Source organism: Kordia sp. E (genome assembly GCF_056033805.1).
On the sequence record NZ_JBRASR010000002.1, the window covers coordinates 969,345 to 988,828 of the forward strand.

Consider the following 19,484-nt stretch of genomic DNA (forward strand, 5'->3'; position numbering starts at 1 on the left):
AACTGGACTTTCTATATAGACGAAGAAAAAACAGAAATGTTACACTTTTTTTAAGATTTCTTTAACTTTTTTTCAGAAATCCCATTTTTATGAATGCTTGATAGTCAATTAAAAACATTTAATCGTTTAATTCAGGAACCACAAATTGCAACGCTTTTGGTAAAATAATTGCACTAAATCCACCAGTTCCAATCAATTCGCCATCAGCCTGGACAAATACCTCAGTTGCTGAAGTTGTAATTGTAATTTCATTTGTTTTAAAAGTTTCTACCAATGGATGATCTGTAATAGATCCATTAAACAAACCAACAACATTTCGTAATAATTTCCACAAAGAAAAATGCTTAGCAACCGAAACATCAAATAATCCATCGGCAGGATCTACACCTTTTGATAATTGCATGTCACCACCAGAAAATTGACAAATTCCAACAATTGTTAATAACGATTTAGTAGTTAACTTTTTTTCAGAACTTTCAATTACAAACGAAGTTGATTTATAACTTGCCAAACTCAATACAGTAGAAACTAAAAAAGAAGCAGCTCCTAAAAATTTCAATCGTTCATTTCGTTTCACTACATAACCATCAAATCCTAAACCGGCTACATTATTAAAAAATACAGTTGTATTAGAATTTAACAATGAAATTTTTCCAATATCTTGTAAAACAGTATGTTCATCTTTAATAATGGCAACAGCTTTTTTAATATTCTTAGGAATTTTATACGTTTTTACCCAATCATTTCCGGTTCCTAGCGGAATCACTGCAAGTTTCAATTCGTGTTGTGAAACCAATTTTTGTTCCATCAAACCATTTACGATATGATGTAAAGTTCCATCACCACCAATACTCACAAACTTTCGATATCCTTTTTCTAAACCTTCAATAACCAATTGATATTCATGTTGAGGTTTTGTAGTAAACTCAAAATCAAATGGAATATTCAAAGCTTCAAACTCTCTAGAAATTTGCTTCCATTTTCGTTTTCCAGAGAAACTTCCTGAAGTAGGATTCACAATCAAAAACCATTTATCTTTACACATACATAACACGAATTTAATCTGTTGCAAAATACGAATTGTAAAATATTACTATATTTGTACCAGAATTTTTTAATACTTCTCTCCTACTCGTTGTGTTTTTATAAGAAATCGTTAATTTCTAAAACAGCAACATTCCTGACAGAATTAATTTGTATTTTTCGATCAATTCAATAAGTAAAAATTCCAAAAAGCAATTTCGGTACGCTTTTTTCATAATCAAAAAATAATAATAACAAAAAACCGAAAATATACACGAAATCGTGTAAAATAGAATGATATAATGACAAGAAAGAAAAAAAAGAAATCGCACAAGATTCCAAATCTAACAGATGCGATCCTTCAAATATTTAAAAAGTCTTCAAACAAAGTTTATAACTACAAACAAATAGCCGCAAAACTCAACATAAATGATACAAGCGGAAGAAATCAGATCATAAAAACGATTAAAAAGCTGAAAGCAAAGCAAAAAATTGAAGAAGTTGAACGTGGAAAATACAAAGTAGTTGGTTCTACTGAATATTACACAGGAATTGCTGACATTACTGCACGCGGACAAGGATACGTAATATGTGATGAATTTGAAGAAGATATTTTTGTACCAAATAACAAACTAAACAGAGCGTTAAATGGTGATGAAGTAGAAGTATACGTATATAAACGTCGTAAAAATAATAGACCAGAAGGTGAAATTACGAATATTATAAAACGTAAAAAGACAGAATTTGTTGGCGTATTACAAATGCAGAAAAACTTTGCATTCGTGGTAGTTTCCAATCAAAAAATGTACACAGATATCTTTGTTCCAAAGAACAAAATTAACTTTGCTCAAGATGGTGACAAAGTAGTAGTAGAAATAGAAGATTGGCCAGCACGCGCTGATTCTCCATTTGGAATCATTAAACAAGTACTTGGAAAACCAGGTGAACATAATACTGAAATTCATTCCATCTTAGCAGAATACGGATTACCATACGAATTTCCTGCAGAAGTAGAACACTTTGCAAACAAAATTGATACCTCTATTCAAAAAGACGAAATCAAAAAACGTAGAGACATGCGAGACGTGTTAACGTATACCATCGATCCAAAAGATGCCAAAGATTTTGATGATGCATTATCGTTTCAAGTACTCGAAAATGGTAACTATGAAATAGGAATTCACATTGCAGATGTTTCACACTATTTAAAACCAGGGAGTATCTTAGATGATGAAGCATATGAACGTGCAACATCTGTATACTTAGTTGATCGTGTGGTACCAATGTTACCTGAAATTCTCTCAAATGGCGCGTGTTCATTACGTCCAAATGAAGAAAAATATACATTCTCGGCAGTATTTGAAATCAACAAAAAAGCAGAAGTACTAAATGAATGGTTTGGTCGTACAGTAACGTATTCAGACAAACGATTTGCTTATGAAGAAGCACAAGTAATCATTGAAACAAAAGGTGATGAAATTCCTGCAGACATTTCACTAACAGGAAAAGCATACAAAGTTGACAAAGCTATTGTAGAAGCAACATTAAAACTAGATGAACTAGCAAAAATAATGCGTGGAAAACGTATGCGACAAGGAGCAATTTCGTTTGACAAAGTAGAAGTTCGTTTCAACTTAGATGAAAACAGTAATCCTGAAGGTGTATATTTCAAAACGCAAAAAGATGCAAACAAGCTCATTGAAGAATTCATGTTACTAGCTAACAGAAAAGTTGCTGCGTTTATTGGAAAACAAGAACCTGAAAAAACATTTATCTATCGTATTCATGACGAACCAGATTCAGAAAAACTGGGGAATCTGCAAAATATAATTTCTCGATTTGGGTATTCATTAAACCTACAATCAAGAAAAACCACGACAAATTCACTAAATCAATTATTGGAAGATGTCAAAGGAAAAGGTGAACAAAATATGATTGATACGCTTGCAATTCGAAGTATGAGCAAAGCAAAATATACAACAGCAAACATTGGTCATTACGGATTAGCGTTTGATTACTATTCGCACTTTACATCGCCAATTCGTCGTTATCCAGATGTTATGGTACATCGATTATTACAACACTATTTAGATGGTGGAAAATCGGCAAATGCGGAAGAATACGAATCAAAATGTGAACATTCATCAAGTATGGAAGGTTTGGCTGCAAGAGCAGAACGTGATTCTACAAAATACATGCAAATCAAATTTATGCAAGATCATAAAGATGAAGAATTTATAGGTGTTATTTCTGGTGTAACCGAATGGGGAATCTATGTAGAAATCATTGATAACAAATGTGAAGGAATGGTGAGTATTCGCGATATTAAAGACGATTACTACAACTTTGATGAAAAGCAATATGCTATAGTTGGTGAAGTAACCAAAAACATATACCAACTTGGAGATGAGGTTGTTGTAATGGTAAAAGATACAGATTTAGTAAAACGTCACTTAGATTTTAGTCTCATTGGAAAACGTGTTGAAGTAGAAGCTTAATAGTTGGGCGTTTCCTCCAAAAAAAATGGAGGTCAGGCTTTCGGTAGTCGCTTTTTAAAAAATGTAATTACTGCAAAAGCAGCAATCAAATTTCTAAAAAGAGCTCCGACAAAACCTCAATCCTTAACGCAAAAAAATAGTATTGAGAAGTTAGTATTGTGTATTGAGAATATAAAATAAATATCTTTCAATTCTTTAACAACGCTAAGCGTCATTTCGAGTGAATTTGTATTACAAATTTGTATCGAGAAATATTTTAAAATACATAAAGTTCATTTCAATTTCCGAAGTGAACTTTTTTTATGCGTAACATTTATCAAAAAATGATACTAACTATAAGTAATGTCTAAATTCTAATTTTTCTAAGTGCCTTTTCTTTTGTTTCGTTTTCTTTGGGTAAGCAAAGAAAATGAAAAATAGAAATTCAATTTCAGTTATTTAACTATAATATTCATAACAGATACAAAGGTATATTTTATATAAACTTAGATTAAAAACTTTAATAAAAACAACAACTCATATGATCTTCACAACAACCAATAACTTAGAAAACAGAGAAATAACCGAATATTTAGGTTTAGTTACTGGAATGACATACAATGTAAATTACAGTTACAAAGGTGTTTCATTCAAAGACATGTTTAACATGAAAAAATACTATTCACAAATAGAAAGTGCTATAGAAGCAGTAAAAGAAGAAACCTTTCAAAAATTAAGTGACAATGCAGCAAAACTTAATGCAGATGCAGTTGTAGGAATTAATGTTGATATGGAAATAAGTGCTGGAGGCGCTGTTTTAGTTAGTATTACAGGAACAGCTGTAAAATTGAAATAGAAAAAATTACATACTATTATAGCCAGATTTTGAACAAATCTGGCTTTTTTCATATTTATTTTGGTTGTAAACTATTATAATAGTAAGTTCTTTTCCGTAGTGTAGTAAGACTTTCTCGTTAAGAATTTTTGAAGCCTTGGAAAAAATTTAGAGAAAGGTTTACGTTTTTAGCTTTTCAGCTAAAAACACCTCTGGAAAAGTGCCTTTTCTTTTGTTTCGTTTTCTTTGGGCAAGCAAAGAAAATGAAAAATAGAATCTGAATTTTAGTTATATACTACAATATTTTATAGTGTTTAAAAAAGTAAATTATAAAAAAGTATAAATTATACTCATAATTATTTACTGTATTAAAAATATTTAAATAGAAGAAATTTTAATAAAAACTGTAACAAAACGTTTTCTTCATACTCTTTATCAACAAAGACTAAAATTATTTATAATGAAAAATATATTCACATTTATTCTATGCTTTGTAGCACTTTCAGCTTTAGCGCAAAAACCATTAGAAAAACAAGTTGGAGACTTCAATGAAGTAAAAGTTTTTGATCTCATAGAAATCAACCTCATCAAATCTGATGCAAATAAAGTAGTTATTACAGGTGCTGATGTAGATGATGTAGAAATCATTAACAAAAAAGGAAAACTAAAAATACGCATGAAGTTTGATCGTATTTTTGATGGAAATCAAACATTTGTAGAAGTATATTATACAAATATCAGTACAATAGATGCTAATGAAGGTGCAGAAATAGTGTCAAACGAAACCATGACAATTCCGTTTCTAAAGCTAAAAGCGCAAGAAGGTGGAAAAATTAATGTTGGTTTAGATGTTGACAACCTAGAAGTAAAAGCAGTTTCTGGCGGAATCATTGAAACTGGTGGAAAAGTAAAACATCAGGAAGTAGTATTAAATACTGGTGGAGTTTATGAAGGAAAAAAACTCATCACTGAACAAACAAAAGTAAAAGTAAGTGCTGGTGGAGAAGCGTATGTTTCTGCTTCTGTCTTAGCTGATGCTAAAGTAAGAGCTGGTGGATACATAGAAATTCATGGAGATCCAAAAACAATAAAAAAAGACAAACTCTTCGGAGGAAAAATAAAGGTGAAATAATACATATTTCACTTCATCAATCAATCAAGAAAAACGTCCAAGCTACCATTTGGACGTTTTTTATTTTTAACCTAACTATTTCATTAGTAATAGGAAATGAAATCATATTACTTTTAGTACTTTTGTTTTATGTTTGAAGGATTACCATATGCAGTACTTTACGGATTCATACTAGCTTTTGCAGTAGGTCCTGTATTCTTTATTATTATAGAAACAAGTATTACAAAAGGATTCAGAAGTGCATTAACTTTTGATTTAGGCGCTATTTTCGCAGACATTGTCTTCATTGTTTTTGCCTATTATAGTACAAGTAGAATTCTTGAAAAAATAAAGGATGATCCCAATTTAATCATTTTTGGAGGACTTATACTCTGTATTTTTGGAGTCATATCATATATCAAAACATCAAAATCATTTCGACAAATAGTTAAAGAACATTACAATGTTGATCCAAAAAAGAATCTCTTAGGATTATTCATTAAAGGCTTTCTACTAAACTTTATCAACTTTGGTGTCTTAGCAGGTTGGATTGGCGTAATAGTCATGGCAAATGCACTTACAACAACATCACAAGGTGTTATTGTGTTTCTTGCAACTGTTTTGATAAGTATGTTGGTCACAGATATTGCTAAAATGTTATTAGCAAAAAAATTAAAAAGTAAAATGACACCGCGTTTTATCTTCAAAACGAAAAAATGGGTCAGTATTCTGATCATTGTATTTGGATCAGTAATGATTTTACAAGGTGTATTTCCGAAAGGAAAAGACAAAATCAAAGAAAAAATAGAACGTTATCTATAATATAAAAACAAAAAAACCTTCTGATATTCAGAAGGTTTTGTTTTTGTAGAGGCGTCGAGCGGATTCGAACCGCTGTACAAGGTTTTGCAGACCTCTGCCTAGCCACTCGGCCACGACGCCATTACTGATGCAAATTTAACCAAATTTACATTTTATGCAACAAAAATGAAACATTAAATAACCGTAATGTTATATAAGAAAATTTCACACTTTTTTAATTCTATCTATTTCAGAACTATAAGTAAGAAATATTAACGTTGTTGCGACATCTCTATCGTTACCATTTCTACATTTCCACCAATTGGAGGATTTATCTTAGAAACAGCAACCGTTGCTTCCTTAGCAATAGCAATTTCAACAAAAATTCGATCTAAAATACGTTTGGCAACATGTTCTAATAATTCTGAGCGAATTGCCATTTCTTGCTTTACAATTTTATTGACATGAACATAATCAACAGTTTCCTGTAAATTATCACTCTTTGCAGAAGGTTGCAAATCAGCTTCGACAGAAACATCAACCCTATATTCACTTCCTATTTTACTTTCTTCTACCAAACAACCGTGATAAGCATACACTTTGATATTAGTAACACGAATAATTCCCATATAATATATTTAAGAGTGCAAAAATAAGGTATTATTTCAAAAGCTATTTAATAATATAATTAGTATCAAGTCTTAATTCTTGATTCTAAAAGTGAAGCGATCTTAATTTTTTTTATAAAACAATTAACTTGTAAACAAATCAAAAATATTACTAATAGCGCTTGTCTTTGCTTTGTAAAATTCGGTATACGAACAACGTTCACAACTTACAGATGTAAACTTTGCACTTTGTACATCAAAAATTTTAGACCAACGTCCGCCAGTAGCGCGCATCTCTCCTACTATATAAGTTCTATTGTTACATTTTGGGCATGAATAATTACTGTGTTGCATAATGTTTTGTTAAGGTTATACGATATATGTTTATACAGAGTTAGTATAGTATTTACACATATAGTTACAAAGTGTAATTACAATTTATAGTATTTTAGCGTATGCAAATAGACCTTTCATTATTTTCTATTCTGGATATATTAACAGCTTCTACAGCGTTAATGTTGGGATTATTATTCTTTACTATTAAATCTGAAAACAGAAAAGCGAATATATTTTTAGGACTATTTTTATGGAGTATTGCAATTCAATTAATCAATGGAATAGCATTTGATTTTTATGAAGAAGAAAACTTAGATCCTCCTTTTTTTGTTTTAGATCCTATACTATTTATCCTTCTCTTTTTATTTTTCTATCTAAATGCAACCATTAATAAATCAATTAATAAATGGTATTATTTACTGTTTATTCCTGGAGTTATTCTTAATATATGTATTAATGTTGAGGCTTTAGATAATATCTTAGAAAGCTATGATGATTTAATTTTAATTTTCTATTTCTTTGAGATTCTATTGTTAGTATATGTATTTAAAATACTAAAAGATCATAAAAAGAAAATCAGTAATTTTTATTCTGAACTGGAATTTAAATCACTTTCTTGGCTAAAAAGTATTCTCATTGCAATTTTACTATTTCATCTCATTTTAATTGTTGAAGGTATTACAGGTGCAGAAGAAGCGGAAAATGAATTATGGGAAGCTCTTTTTCAAATGTCTTCAATTGCTTTATTGCTCTTCACCGTATATTGGATTGGATATAATGGTTTTTCGCAACCAGAATTATTCAAACAATATCTTTTTCAAAGAGAAAATTTAGAACAGGAAACACCAATAGAAAACGCAAACTCTTCAAACGAAGCTAACGAGAAGTTTGAACATATAAAATCTACAATAGTAAAAGAAAAACTGTATACCAATCCAGAATTAAATCTAAGAACACTTTCTATAGATTTAAATATAAAAGCAAAAGAGCTTTCTAAACTCATAAATCAATGTTCTGATTCTAACTTTTATCACTTTATCAATAATTTTCGTGTAGAAGAATTCAAAACACTACTTCAATCTCCAAAAGCAAAGCAATTATCTATTCTTGGACTTTCACAAGAAGCAGGTTTCTCTTCAAAATCAACATTTTACAGTACCTTCAAAAATGCTGAAGGAATGACTCCAAAACAGTATGAATTATCCCTTAAAAAGTCCGAATAGACGCAGCTGGACTAGTTGGACTGCATAAAGTATAAGGTTGGGCGTTTATTTGTTGTGTCAAAAACACAATTAATTAAATACGTTATAATTTATGAAAAGAGTTTATCCAATTATTTTAGGACTTTTAGCAACAATCACAATAAGTTGTGTTTCTTGTTCTAGTGATGATAATAACATTACCACAACAACACCGACAACTCCATCACCTTCAGGGATAAACCCTGGAACAGATCCAAACTTTACCATTGTAGCAAATACGGATACAGGTTTTACAAACTTTAATAGAAAGATAGTTGTATTTGGAATAGATATTTATGCAGTAGCTGGTGTTGAAGACACTAAATTATTACATGCAGCTAATGTGATGGCGCAATACTTAGATAATGATGAAGATGGTACAGTAGATGATCAAGCTGTAATAGATCAAATGGTAGCTAACAAAGCGTATTTAGTAATGTGGGCTAGTGAGAATGATTTAAACATAGATCCTCCAGCTGGAAGAGTTGGACAAGATCTTGGAAATGGTGAAACCAATCCTTCATTTGTGTCTAATGGCAGAACTGGACAGTTTGATGCCGCTTTAGAAGAAGTTTTACACATTATCAACAATGCAGGTCATTCGTACGTGTATCCAAGTGCATTTGGACAAAACGTAGGTTCTGACTTGGCAAATGCAATGGATATTGCTAGAGGTGGACAATTTATGACCATTCCAAATCCATATCCAACAAATGCTTGGTATACCTATGATGATGCAACCTGTGACTATGCAAGTTGTCAAACTATTGAATATTTATATTGGGCATTAACTTCTATGTTAGGAGCGCAAGAAAATAGACTAAACGAAATAGGTCACGAGTGGAAATTAAATACGAATGCATTAGTACAAAGTGGTGATACGGCAATTTTTACGTTGCTGAGCAATCCTACTTATAAAATGCCTACTGTATTACCAGACGGAACGTATAGACAGTAAATAACAAGTGTTGTAAGCTGTTATTTGAAAGGACAAAAGAAGATTTATTATTTCCATTAAACTTTCATCATGTTTAGAATAACAGCTTAACAACCACAATTAAACTTAGGTCATAACAAAAAACACCTTGTTCATTATGAAAAATATATTAAACATACTATTGTTGGCTATAGTAGTAAATTTTACTGCGTGTAGTAATGATGACAATACGATTTCAACAATAACAGATACAGAAACAACCGAACAACAAAAAGTATTCAAAGAATTTTGGGATATCTATGATAAACACTATCCGTTAATGCATAGAAAAAATATCAATTGGCAAACAGTTTATGATACGTATTATCCACAAATAACAGCAACAACTACAGATACTCAGTTATTTGGAATTTTTCAAACAGTTATGGGAACAATTATAAAAGATGGACACTCAAGTCTTACTTTTAATAATTCTCAAGATGCAGGTTTTGAACCAGAATTCAATGAAAATATTGAAAACATGATACAAAACAATATTGCCAGCAAAGTAAATATAGTAGCTAGTAGTGTTAACAATCCATATATCTCTTATGGAACCTTGGTAAGCAATTCAAACATAGGATATATAAACTCTAAAAACTTTGAACCTGTCAATGAAAGTGATAGTGAATTCAACAACTTTAAAGCTATTGTTGATGAAACGCTAACGGCATTACAAAACAAAGATGGAATTATCATAGACATTAGAACAAATGGTGGCGGACAAGGTCCGTTTGCATACTATTTAGCAGGAAGATTCTTTGCAAATAACACACCAATAGAATTGATCAGACAACGTATCAAAACCACAACAGGAAGTACAACGGCTTCATTAGGAAATTGGGCAACAACCGAATTTGAAGGCTATGCAGATGCTAGAGTTGAAGGCGGATATGTAGCAGGAGTTTTCACAGAAGACAACACAATAACTGCTTCAGGAACGTTTCGGTATACTAATAAAGTAGCCGTTTTAACAGCAAGAGGAACCGCAAGTGCTGCAGAATATTTTACAGGAGCTATGAAAACACAAAATCATGTAAAAACTATTGGCGATATTACGTTTGGAATCTTTGCAGGAAGCGACATATTTACACTAACAAATGGAAGTGGAAAGTGGAGAACCAGAGTATCTACACATGATGTTGAAATTATGTATAACAATACATTTCAATCTTTTGAAGGTATCGGAATTACTCCAGATGAGTCTATAATTCCTTCAGCTGCACAAGTTAGTGCTGGAAATGATGTGCATATAGAAGCAGCAATAAACTATATCGTGAATTAATAAAAAATAAAGCAATCTCATATAGGAATCACTCTGATTATTTACTTATTAATTATGTTTACGAACCTTTCTTGCCAAATAGCAAGAGAGGTTTTTTAGTATATATTCGCTTAATTTCCTTAATTTTGCGGTTTATTTTAAACACTCATTTGAACAAAATATAATGTCTGAAGAAACGAAATCACTCAATTTTATTGAGCATATCATAGAAGAAGACTTGGCAAACGGAATGTCTAAAAACAACCTTCGTTTTCGATTTCCACCTGAACCAAACGGATACTTGCACATTGGACATACCAAAGCTATTGGAATTAGTTTCGGTTTAGGTGAAACATACAATGCGCCTGTAAATCTTCGTTTTGATGATACGAATCCTGCAAAAGAAGAACAAGAATATGTTGACGCTATCAAACGCGATATAAAATGGCTTGGGTATCAATGGGCAAATGAATGTTACTCTTCAGATTACTTTCAAAAATTATACGATTGGACAATTCAACTCATAAAAGATGGTAAAGCCTATGTAGATTCACAATCTTCGGAAGCAATGCGGGAACAAAAAGGTACACCAACGCAAGTTGGAACCAACAGTCCATATCGTAGTCGTAGTATTGAAGAAAACTTGGACCTATTCCAACGTATGAAAAATGGTGAATTTGAAGCCGGAACACATGTGTTGCGTGCTAAAATTGACATGGAAGATCCAAATATGTTAATGCGCGATCCGTTAATGTATCGTATTCTATTTGCACATCATCATCGCACTGGTGACGAATGGTGCATTTACCCAATGTACGATTGGACACATGGAGAAAGTGATTACATCGAACAAATATCACACTCATTATGTTCACTAGAATTTAAACCACATCGTAAACTATACAATTGGTTCAAAGAGAACGTATTTGAATATGGAAAAGATGAATATCCATTACAACCAAAACAACGCGAGTTTGCACGTTTAAACTTGAGTTATACAATTATGAGTAAGCGTAAACTACTCAAATTGGTAGAAGAAAAGTTAGTTTCTGGTTGGGACGATCCGCGTATGCCTACTATTTCTGGCTTACGCCGAAGAGGTTATACGCCAGCAGCCATTAAGAAATTTGTGGATACAGTTGGTGTCGCTAAGCGCGAAAATATAATTGATGTTTCTTTATTAGAATTTTGTATAAGAGAAGATTTAAACAAAACAGCCAATCGTGTGATGGCAGTTTTAAACCCTGTAAAACTGATCATTACCAACTATCCTGAAGGAAAAGTAGAAATGTTGGAAGCAGAAAACAATCCGGAAGATGCAAATGCAGGAAGTCATACAGTACCGTTTTCAAAAGAACTTTACATTGAACGTGAAGACTTTAAAGAAGATGCAGGAAGCAAATACTTTAGACTAACGCTTGGAAAAGAAGTACGTCTAAAAAATGCATACATCATCAAAGGTGAAAATGTGGTAAAAGATGCTGATGGAAACATTACTGAAATTCACTGTACATATGATGTTGACAGTCTTAGTGGAAGCGGAACAGAAGCAAGTGTACGTAAGGTAAAAGGAACACTACATTGGGTTTCTATTGCACATGCAGTACAAGCTGAGGTTCGTATCTATGATCGCTTATTTTCAGATGAAGCGCCTGATAGTCACAAAGACAAAGACTTTATGGAGTTTGTAAATTCAGACTCTTTAAAAACGGTTATTGCACATGTTGAACCTTATTTAAAAGAAGCCAAAATTGAAGATCGTTTTCAGTTTCAACGTCTTGGGTATTTCAATGTAGATAAAGATACAACAAGTGAAAAATTAGTATTCAACAAAACAGTTGGTTTGCGTGATACGTGGGCAAAACAAAAGCCAAAACCGCAACAAAATCAAGGGAAACCGCAACAAAAGCAGCAACATCAAAGACCACCAATTGAAGAAATAAAACAATTAGGTAAAAAATACACGAACCTTCCTGAGGAAAAACGACAAATTGCCAAAGAGAAGATTCAAACTTTAGCGGAAAAAGTTGCCTATGAAGACTTAGAACCTTTATTTGCTACAGCGGCTAAAAAAGCAGGAACACGAATTGCAGCAATGCTAACGCTTGGTGTATTACTCAAAAAAGGTCGTCAACGTGATGGAAAAATTAATGAATTCATTGAAAAAGCATTGGATGATAAAAACGAGTTATTAGTTGCGGAAGCACAACAATTAAAATAACATATAGTATATTAATAAACCAAAGCCGTACGAAAGTATGGCTTTATTTTTGGCAATATTTGAAGAATAACTCTGAATTGTTAAATGCTTGTCAAGTGACGATCTTCAGAAATAATGAGTGAAAAGTGGAATTGCAAAGCGTAGCTTTAAGCATGAAACGCATGAGCGAATGTTGCATAGCAATTTCTTATAGATCGTCTTGACTTTTTTGGTTCAGCCTGTGCTGAACTTGATTCAGTATTTTTGTGTCAAGACAAAAATGAACGTTACTAAAAAATTCTTGTATAATTTAATGACCTAATTATTTTTAAACTAAAGAGATTCTATCATGTTTTTAATACTATGAAAAGATTGTTTAGACATAGGCTTATAGATTAACTCAGCTTAAATCACAAAAGTATGGCTTTATTTTTGCACCAAATCTAAATCGTATATTACCACTCATTAACAAAAAAACAGATGAAAAAATTAGTTTACCACGTTACCATTCTTGCTTTTATATTGTTAGTAAGTAGTTGTTCTTTCTTGGAAGATGACAGCCTCACTCCTATTGAAAAAGAACGATTAGAACTGGAAGAAAGTGTGTATTCATACAAAGTATTATTATGGAAATACATGAAAATGACATATAAAGCTAAGGATATAAATGAAGACACATATCCTGAATTATTGCCTGTAAAAGAAAAGCTTGGTAACATTCAAAATATTACCGACATGTATGATAAAAAAATAAAAAATGATGAATTATCTGCATTAGACTATATAGATATTTACAAAGATTTTACAGAAATAAAAGACTACATAAAAGAAACGGACGAAGACATTTTACCTTCAATATTTAAAGGAGGTACACCCGAAAAAGAACTTACAGAAGAAGAAAAAATGAGGTTAAATCAATCTCTAGAACATTTAGTTCTTTCAGTAGTTTCCATGTTTTCTAGCGATTTAGGAGCAGAAATTGCTTTGTATGAAATTACAAAAGTAAATATTGAAAATGCTCCTGAAAGTGAGGAAAAAGCTGCATTCAGATTATTTAGATCGATGTTATTTCTTCAAAAAGGAATGACATACTTAGCCGAAGAAGATTTAACACAAAACATCAAATACATTGAAAAAACGAGAGATGCTGATTTCTCTGACTACTACTGGTATTTGTATGGAAAAAACCTGTCAAAACAACAATCACAAGATATAAGTTTGGCTATACATTATTTACTACGTGGAATTGATCGGTTAATAATTGGAGGTGAAAAAGAACAAGGCGCTTTGGATGATTTTCAAGCATTTTTGAATATCTCAAACCATTTAGGCGTACAAACAGAATTAACATTAGCAATTGAAACCTACTTACACTTAAAAAAAGAAGACTCTGAAAAAGCAATTGAATCGTTATTAAAACTAAAAGAAAGTACGATGCTTTCTGAGAAAGAAAAGAAATCGATTGATGAAGCTATCGGATACCTAAAAGATAGAAAATCTGATAAAGTATTAAATTCTGTCTACGATAAATACTTTCTAAGTAAAATTGTCATGAAGTATACATGGAATACTGTAAAAGAACTCGATTGGAAACGTTTTATGAAGAAACAAGGTTTTGAAAATGTAGATGCTGCTTTTGACAAAATAAATACTGCACGAGAGTTTGTTGAAAACATAGAAAAATACACTACAGAAGAAGGAATCAATGAAGCTGGAAAGCAACTCAAAGAAGGTAGCGAAGAACTTTGGGATAAAGCAAAAGATTATTGGAATGAAAATTAAGTAAAAAACTGATTGGAAAAATCCGCACGAATTATATAACAAAAGAGTATTTATCAAAAAAATTCTTAACAATTTTTTACAAACTTATTAGTATATTAGCAAGCTAATTACTTTTTTGACAATATTTTAGAGATTTATTTACATTTCTTTAAACATTGTAAACAAGTATAATTAGAATCATACGTTTTTTCAAAACCTATAACTTAATTAAAAATTGTCATGAAAAAAATTACTATTGTAAAGAACTTGCTAGGTTCTTTCATCCCTTTATTAATGGCAGCAATTTTTTTAAATTGTTCCGTAGTAAAGGCCCAAAACACGGTGTATTTCCAAGATGAGGTTATTACAATGCCCAATAACATTACATCATTTGATTGGACTTCAATGCCAGAATCTGCAAAATTTAATAATGGATATTTCGGTTGGATTCGTTTTAATCAAACACCAACACAAGCTATCCAAAATGATTTTTCGGCAAGAAACCTCAAACTAATTGAGTACTATCCAGATAAAACATATTTGTTTTATTTTCCAAAAGATACGGATGTATCGTATTTACAACAATCAGGAGCAATCTCAATAATTCCTGTTTCAAACAACATTAAAAAATCTTCTCAAATCAAGTTTAACAATATTGATAGCCATGCAATGCAAGGAAACAATGTGTTAATCATTTTAGAGCATTACAGCTTTATCAGTAAACAATATGTTGCTACCGAATTACAAAAAGTAGGTTCAGTAACTATTTTAGAAGATTACAAAGGACACAGCATGTTTCAAGTTGCAGTTCCTTATGCTAAAATTGATCAGGTAGCTTCACAACCATATGTAAAATGGTTAGAATTAGTACCAGCGCCATCAATAAAAGAAGACTTTAGAGGAAAAAGTATTCACAGATCTTCAAACCTAGATTCTCAAACACCAACTGGTAGACATTATACTGGAGCAGGAGTTGGAGTAATGGTTCGTGATGATGGAGTAGTTGGACCACATATTGATTTTCAAGGAAGAATTGATAACTCTGCAACTACAAATGTAGGACCAACACACGGAGATGGTGTTGCAGGAATTATGTCTGGAGCTGGAAACTTAGATCCAACAAAAAAAGGAATGGCTGCAGGATCTGATGTATATGTAGTACAATATGTAAGTTCATTCTTAGACCAAGCAACAACAGATTTAATTAATAATGGTTCTGTACAAATTACAAACTCATCTTATGGTGATGGTTGTAATGGTGGATATTCTGCAATTTCTCGTACAGTAGACACACAAACATTAACAACACCTAGCTTACTTCACGTATTTTCAGCAGGAAACTCAGGAACGAGTAACTGTGGATACGGTGCAGGAGCAGGATGGGGAAATGTTACTGGTGGACACAAACAAGGTAAAAATGTAATTGCAACAGCAAACACATTCTTTAACGGATCATTAGCAAGCTCTAGTAGTAGAGGACCAGCAGCGGACGGACGTATTAAGCCAGACATTACTGCACACGGACAAAATCAAGAATCTACAGGAGAAAACAATTCATACCAAACATTCGGTGGTACTTCAGGAGCTGCACCAGGAATTGCAGGTGTTTCTGCTCAATTATACGAAGCATATGCAGGTTTAAATGGTGGAGCATTTCCAGAATCAGCATTAATAAAAGCAACATTACTAAATACAGCAAATGACTACGGAAATGTAGGACCTGATTTTAGTTTTGGTTGGGGAATGGTAAACGGATTGAGAGCAGCAATGCTTATTGAAGACGGACGTTACCTAGATGCAACAGTTGCTCAAGGTGCAAATAACAATCACTCAATTACAGTACCTGCAAACACAACGCAAGTTCGTTTTATGGTTTATTGGAGTGATGCAGCTGCAGCGCCAGGAGCATCTCCTGCGATAGTAAATGACTTAGATTTAGTAGTTACTGATCCAAGTAGTGGAACTCACCAACCATGGGTGTTAAACACAACAGCAAACTCAGCATTACTAAATTTACCTGCTTCAACAGGAATTGATCGTTTAAATAACGTAGAACAAGTATCAATTGATAATCCTGCTGCAGGAACATACAACATCAATATTGCTGGATTTAACGTTCCTGTAGGACCACAAAAATATTATGTAGTATATGAAATCATTTCTGATGGATTAACATTAACATATCCAATTGGAGGCGAAAGATTTGCACCAGCTACGCAAGAAATAATCCACTGGGATGCTATCAATGCAACAAGTTCAACTGTTTTAGAATACTCTGTAAATAACGGAACTAGTTGGACTACAATGGCAACATTGCCACCAGCAACTAGAAACTACACTTGGACAGTACCAGCAAATGTTTCTGGTGAGTGTATTATTAGAGCTACAAACGGAACTTTAACGGATCAAAGTCCAGAAAACTTCTCAATTGCTGAACGTGTAACTGGAGTTACAATTCAATCGGTTTGTCCAACAGAGGCAACAATTACATGGAATGCTGTTGCTGGTGCAACTTCATATGATGTATATGTATTAGGAACAAAATTCATGGAAGTTGTTGGAAACTCAACAACAACATCACATACATTCCCAATTACTGATCCGGCTGATCCAATTTGGTTTGCTGTAAGCGCAAAAGGTGGAAACGGATGGTCTGGTTTACGTACCAACGCAAGAAGCTACTTAGCAGGAACATTATTCAACTGTACATTAAACAAAGATTTATCAGTAGCTACAATTAATAACTTAGCTTCAGATTTCGAAACAATCTGTAATACCAATCCAATTATTGTATCTGTTGATGTTCAAAATGATGGAGCTGACCCACAAACAAACTTTATGATTACCTATCAAGTAGGTTCTGATCCTGTAGTACAGGAAATGTACCCAGGAACGTTAGCTTCTGGAACTTCAAACACATTTAACTTTGCAACACCTGTAACGTTATCTGCAAATGGAGCTAGTACATTAAGAGTTTGGACATCTCTAGCTGGTGATGAGTATATAAATAATGATGAAAAATCATTAGATTTCTTTGCACAAGTAAGTGGAACTTCAGTTGATTTTATGGAATCGTTTGAAGTAAACCCAGTACTACCAGAAGGATGGGTTTTAGACAACCCTGATGGCGCAAGAACTTGGCAATCACGTTCAAATATTATAGGTTCAGATGGAAGTTCAACAACAGCTGCTTTTGTTGATGGTGCAAACTATACAACTAGAGGAGAAGAAGATGCATTTACAACAGAATATTTTGACCTAGACTTTAACGGAACAGCCGAATTAAAGTTCGATTTAGCAAAAGCACAATGGTCAGCTACATATAACGATGGTTTACGTGTAGAAATTTCTATTGACTGTGGAGCTACATTTACACAAATTTACTTCAAAGATGCTTTAGACTTAGCAACTGTACCTTATACAGGTGCTGCTTGGGTTCCAAATAGTGCAACTAACTGGAGAACGGAAATCGTTGATTTAACACCATATGTTGGAAATAACATTCTATTAAAATTCATAAATATCAATGACTACAGTAACAGTACATTTGTAGATAATATTTCTATTGAAAGTACATTATCAGTTGGAGAAAATGCATTAGAGCGCGCAATTTCAATGTATCCGAACCCAGCGAAAAGTAATGTAGACATTCTTATTAATACAACTATTGGAAACACATACGAAATTGAATTACTAAATAGCTTAGGACAATCAATCTCTAAAATTGGAAAAACTAATTTTAATGCAAATGCACAACAAAAATTAGATGTTTCTAAATATGGAACAGGATTATACTTTGTGAAAATCAAAGTAGGTGATCAAGTTGTGACGAAAAAATTAATCGTCAACTAAAAAGTTAACACCAATCCAACCAAACTCTAAAAATCCTGAGAATGTTAAATTCTCGGGATTTTTTTTGTTCAAAAAGTAACGATAGAAAATGTTTATATTTAGGAAGAAAGTAATTGAAAATATTTATTAAAATTGACCTCAAATAAAACAGTTTAAAGCATTAAAAACAAACTTGAAACTTACTTTGTTTATTGTTCTTTAAAAAGCGCTAAAAACTAGGTTAAAATTAGAAATAGCTTCTTTTTCATAAACTTTTGATTACAAAGATTTAAAAACAAAAAAAATCCTGCAAAACATACTTTTTGAATGTATAATTTATATGTAAAAAAACTTCATTTTGTATTTTCTGGCGAAAGCCACACAAATTAAAAAGAGAATCTTATATATACTACTCCTTAATATCCTTCACTTCCATAGTATTCTCTGGAATTTCCAAAGAGGTTTTAAAATCTGGAAAATACGCAATTATGCTTCCAGTAGCTTTCATCTCCTTTGCTTCAACAAAAACCCACTTTTTAGTTGTTTCGTTATAAAAACCAAGCATATAACTTGTAGAGATGATACGTTTATCGTTCATCTTCATTTGATTGTAATTTTCTACATAACAACGATATTCTCCTTGTTCTTTTACAACATCCGAAACTGATTTTGTTTCAACTTTTTCATACACAAAACCATTTGCTTTCATTTGATTAAATGTAGTTTTTAAGTATTCTTCCATTACCTCAGCGCCACCTGCGGCTTCTAAAATATTTGGATGTGTATAGGTAAGTAATGTTTTAAAATCTTCTTCCATTGTAGCTACGGTAGCTGCTTTTGCATCACGCATAGCAGTTGATTTTAATGCTTTCATGTCTTGTGAAAATACTTGCGTTGCACAAAAGACGAGTAGGAGTAAAGTGATTTTTTTAATCATGATGGTGTGTTTTTATTTTTTATGAGTACACATGAAAAAGCCTGAAGTTTTTAAGTTTCAGGCTTTCGTATTGTGATTATTTT

At 32.2% G+C, this 19,484-nt stretch carries 14 protein-coding genes and 1 tRNA gene; 10 read left to right on the forward strand and 5 right to left on the reverse strand.

From position 1 onward, the window contains the following. Positions 1 to 118: 118 nt before the first annotated feature. Positions 119 to 1,045, reverse strand: coding sequence for a diacylglycerol/lipid kinase family protein (locus ACUUYC_RS07355; protein WP_474264999.1), 927 nt, complete (start codon positions 1,043 to 1,045; stop codon positions 119 to 121). A gap of 280 nt (positions 1,046 to 1,325) precedes the next feature. Between ACUUYC_RS07355 and rnr the strand changes: the two genes are divergently transcribed. From rnr to ACUUYC_RS07375, 4 genes are all read left to right on the forward strand, one after another. Beyond that, entirely contained in the window at positions 1,326 to 3,521 is a 2,196-nt protein-coding gene (rnr, locus tag ACUUYC_RS07360) for a ribonuclease R (RefSeq protein ID WP_474265001.1), read from the forward strand. Between the two features lie 520 nt (positions 3,522 to 4,041). Further along, positions 4,042 to 4,356, forward strand: a complete 315-nt coding sequence (locus tag ACUUYC_RS07365) for a YbjQ family protein (protein ID WP_474265002.1) — start codon at positions 4,042 to 4,044, stop codon at positions 4,354 to 4,356. Between the two features lie 439 nt (positions 4,357 to 4,795). Beyond that, positions 4,796 to 5,467 (forward strand): head GIN domain-containing protein, encoded by a 672-nt coding sequence (locus ACUUYC_RS07370; protein WP_474265003.1) that lies wholly within the window; start codon positions 4,796 to 4,798, stop codon positions 5,465 to 5,467. A 129-nt stretch (positions 5,468 to 5,596) separates the two neighbouring features. After that, positions 5,597 to 6,268: a LysE family translocator gene (locus ACUUYC_RS07375; RefSeq protein WP_474265004.1), complete on the forward strand. Its 672-nt coding sequence runs from the start codon at positions 5,597 to 5,599 to the stop codon at positions 6,266 to 6,268. Positions 6,269 to 6,317: 49 nt separating this feature from the next. Here ACUUYC_RS07375 and ACUUYC_RS07380 read toward each other — a convergent pair. The 3 genes from ACUUYC_RS07380 to ACUUYC_RS07390 all read right to left on the reverse strand — a co-directional run bounded on the left by ACUUYC_RS07380 (position 6,318) and on the right by ACUUYC_RS07390 (position 7,209). Continuing rightward, a tRNA-Cys gene (locus ACUUYC_RS07380) sits at positions 6,318 to 6,388 on the reverse strand. A 131-nt stretch (positions 6,389 to 6,519) separates the two neighbouring features. Next, positions 6,520 to 6,876: a dihydroneopterin aldolase gene (gene folB / locus ACUUYC_RS07385; RefSeq protein WP_474265006.1), complete on the reverse strand. Its 357-nt coding sequence runs from the start codon at positions 6,874 to 6,876 to the stop codon at positions 6,520 to 6,522. Between the two features lie 123 nt (positions 6,877 to 6,999). Next, a complete protein-coding gene (locus ACUUYC_RS07390; RefSeq protein ID WP_474265007.1) occupies positions 7,000 to 7,209 on the reverse strand; it encodes a zinc ribbon domain-containing protein in 210 nt (69 codons plus the stop codon). A gap of 101 nt (positions 7,210 to 7,310) precedes the next feature. Here ACUUYC_RS07390 and ACUUYC_RS07395 point away from each other — a divergent pair, with 101 nt between their 5' ends. The 6 genes from ACUUYC_RS07395 to ACUUYC_RS07420 all read left to right on the forward strand — a co-directional run bounded on the left by ACUUYC_RS07395 (position 7,311) and on the right by ACUUYC_RS07420 (position 18,485). Then, positions 7,311 to 8,414, forward strand: coding sequence for a helix-turn-helix domain-containing protein (locus tag ACUUYC_RS07395; protein ID WP_474265008.1), 1,104 nt, complete (start codon positions 7,311 to 7,313; stop codon positions 8,412 to 8,414). Between the two features lie 91 nt (positions 8,415 to 8,505). After that, positions 8,506 to 9,390 carry a hypothetical protein gene (locus ACUUYC_RS07400; protein WP_474265009.1) on the forward strand — a complete coding sequence of 295 codons (885 nt, stop codon included), beginning with the start codon at positions 8,506 to 8,508 and terminating at the stop codon, positions 9,388 to 9,390. A gap of 136 nt (positions 9,391 to 9,526) precedes the next feature. After that, complete coding sequence (locus ACUUYC_RS07405) at positions 9,527 to 10,693, forward strand: S41 family peptidase (protein ID WP_474265010.1); 1,167 nt, start codon at positions 9,527 to 9,529, stop codon at positions 10,691 to 10,693. Between the two features lie 163 nt (positions 10,694 to 10,856). Next, positions 10,857 to 12,893, forward strand: coding sequence for a glutamine--tRNA ligase/YqeY domain fusion protein (locus ACUUYC_RS07410; protein ID WP_474265011.1), 2,037 nt, complete (start codon positions 10,857 to 10,859; stop codon positions 12,891 to 12,893). A gap of 459 nt (positions 12,894 to 13,352) precedes the next feature. After that, positions 13,353 to 14,654 (forward strand): tetratricopeptide repeat protein, encoded by a 1,302-nt coding sequence (locus ACUUYC_RS07415; protein ID WP_474265012.1) that lies wholly within the window; start codon positions 13,353 to 13,355, stop codon positions 14,652 to 14,654. Between the two features lie 219 nt (positions 14,655 to 14,873). Further along, positions 14,874 to 18,485: a S8 family serine peptidase gene (locus ACUUYC_RS07420; protein ID WP_474265013.1), complete on the forward strand. Its 3,612-nt coding sequence runs from the start codon at positions 14,874 to 14,876 to the stop codon at positions 18,483 to 18,485. 388 nt (positions 18,486 to 18,873) lie between these two features. Here the strand turns inward: ACUUYC_RS07420 and ACUUYC_RS07425 are convergent, their stop codons facing one another. Continuing rightward, positions 18,874 to 19,401 (reverse strand): hypothetical protein, encoded by a 528-nt coding sequence (locus tag ACUUYC_RS07425; RefSeq protein ID WP_474265014.1) that lies wholly within the window; start codon positions 19,399 to 19,401, stop codon positions 18,874 to 18,876. Positions 19,402 to 19,484 lie beyond the last annotated feature (83 nt).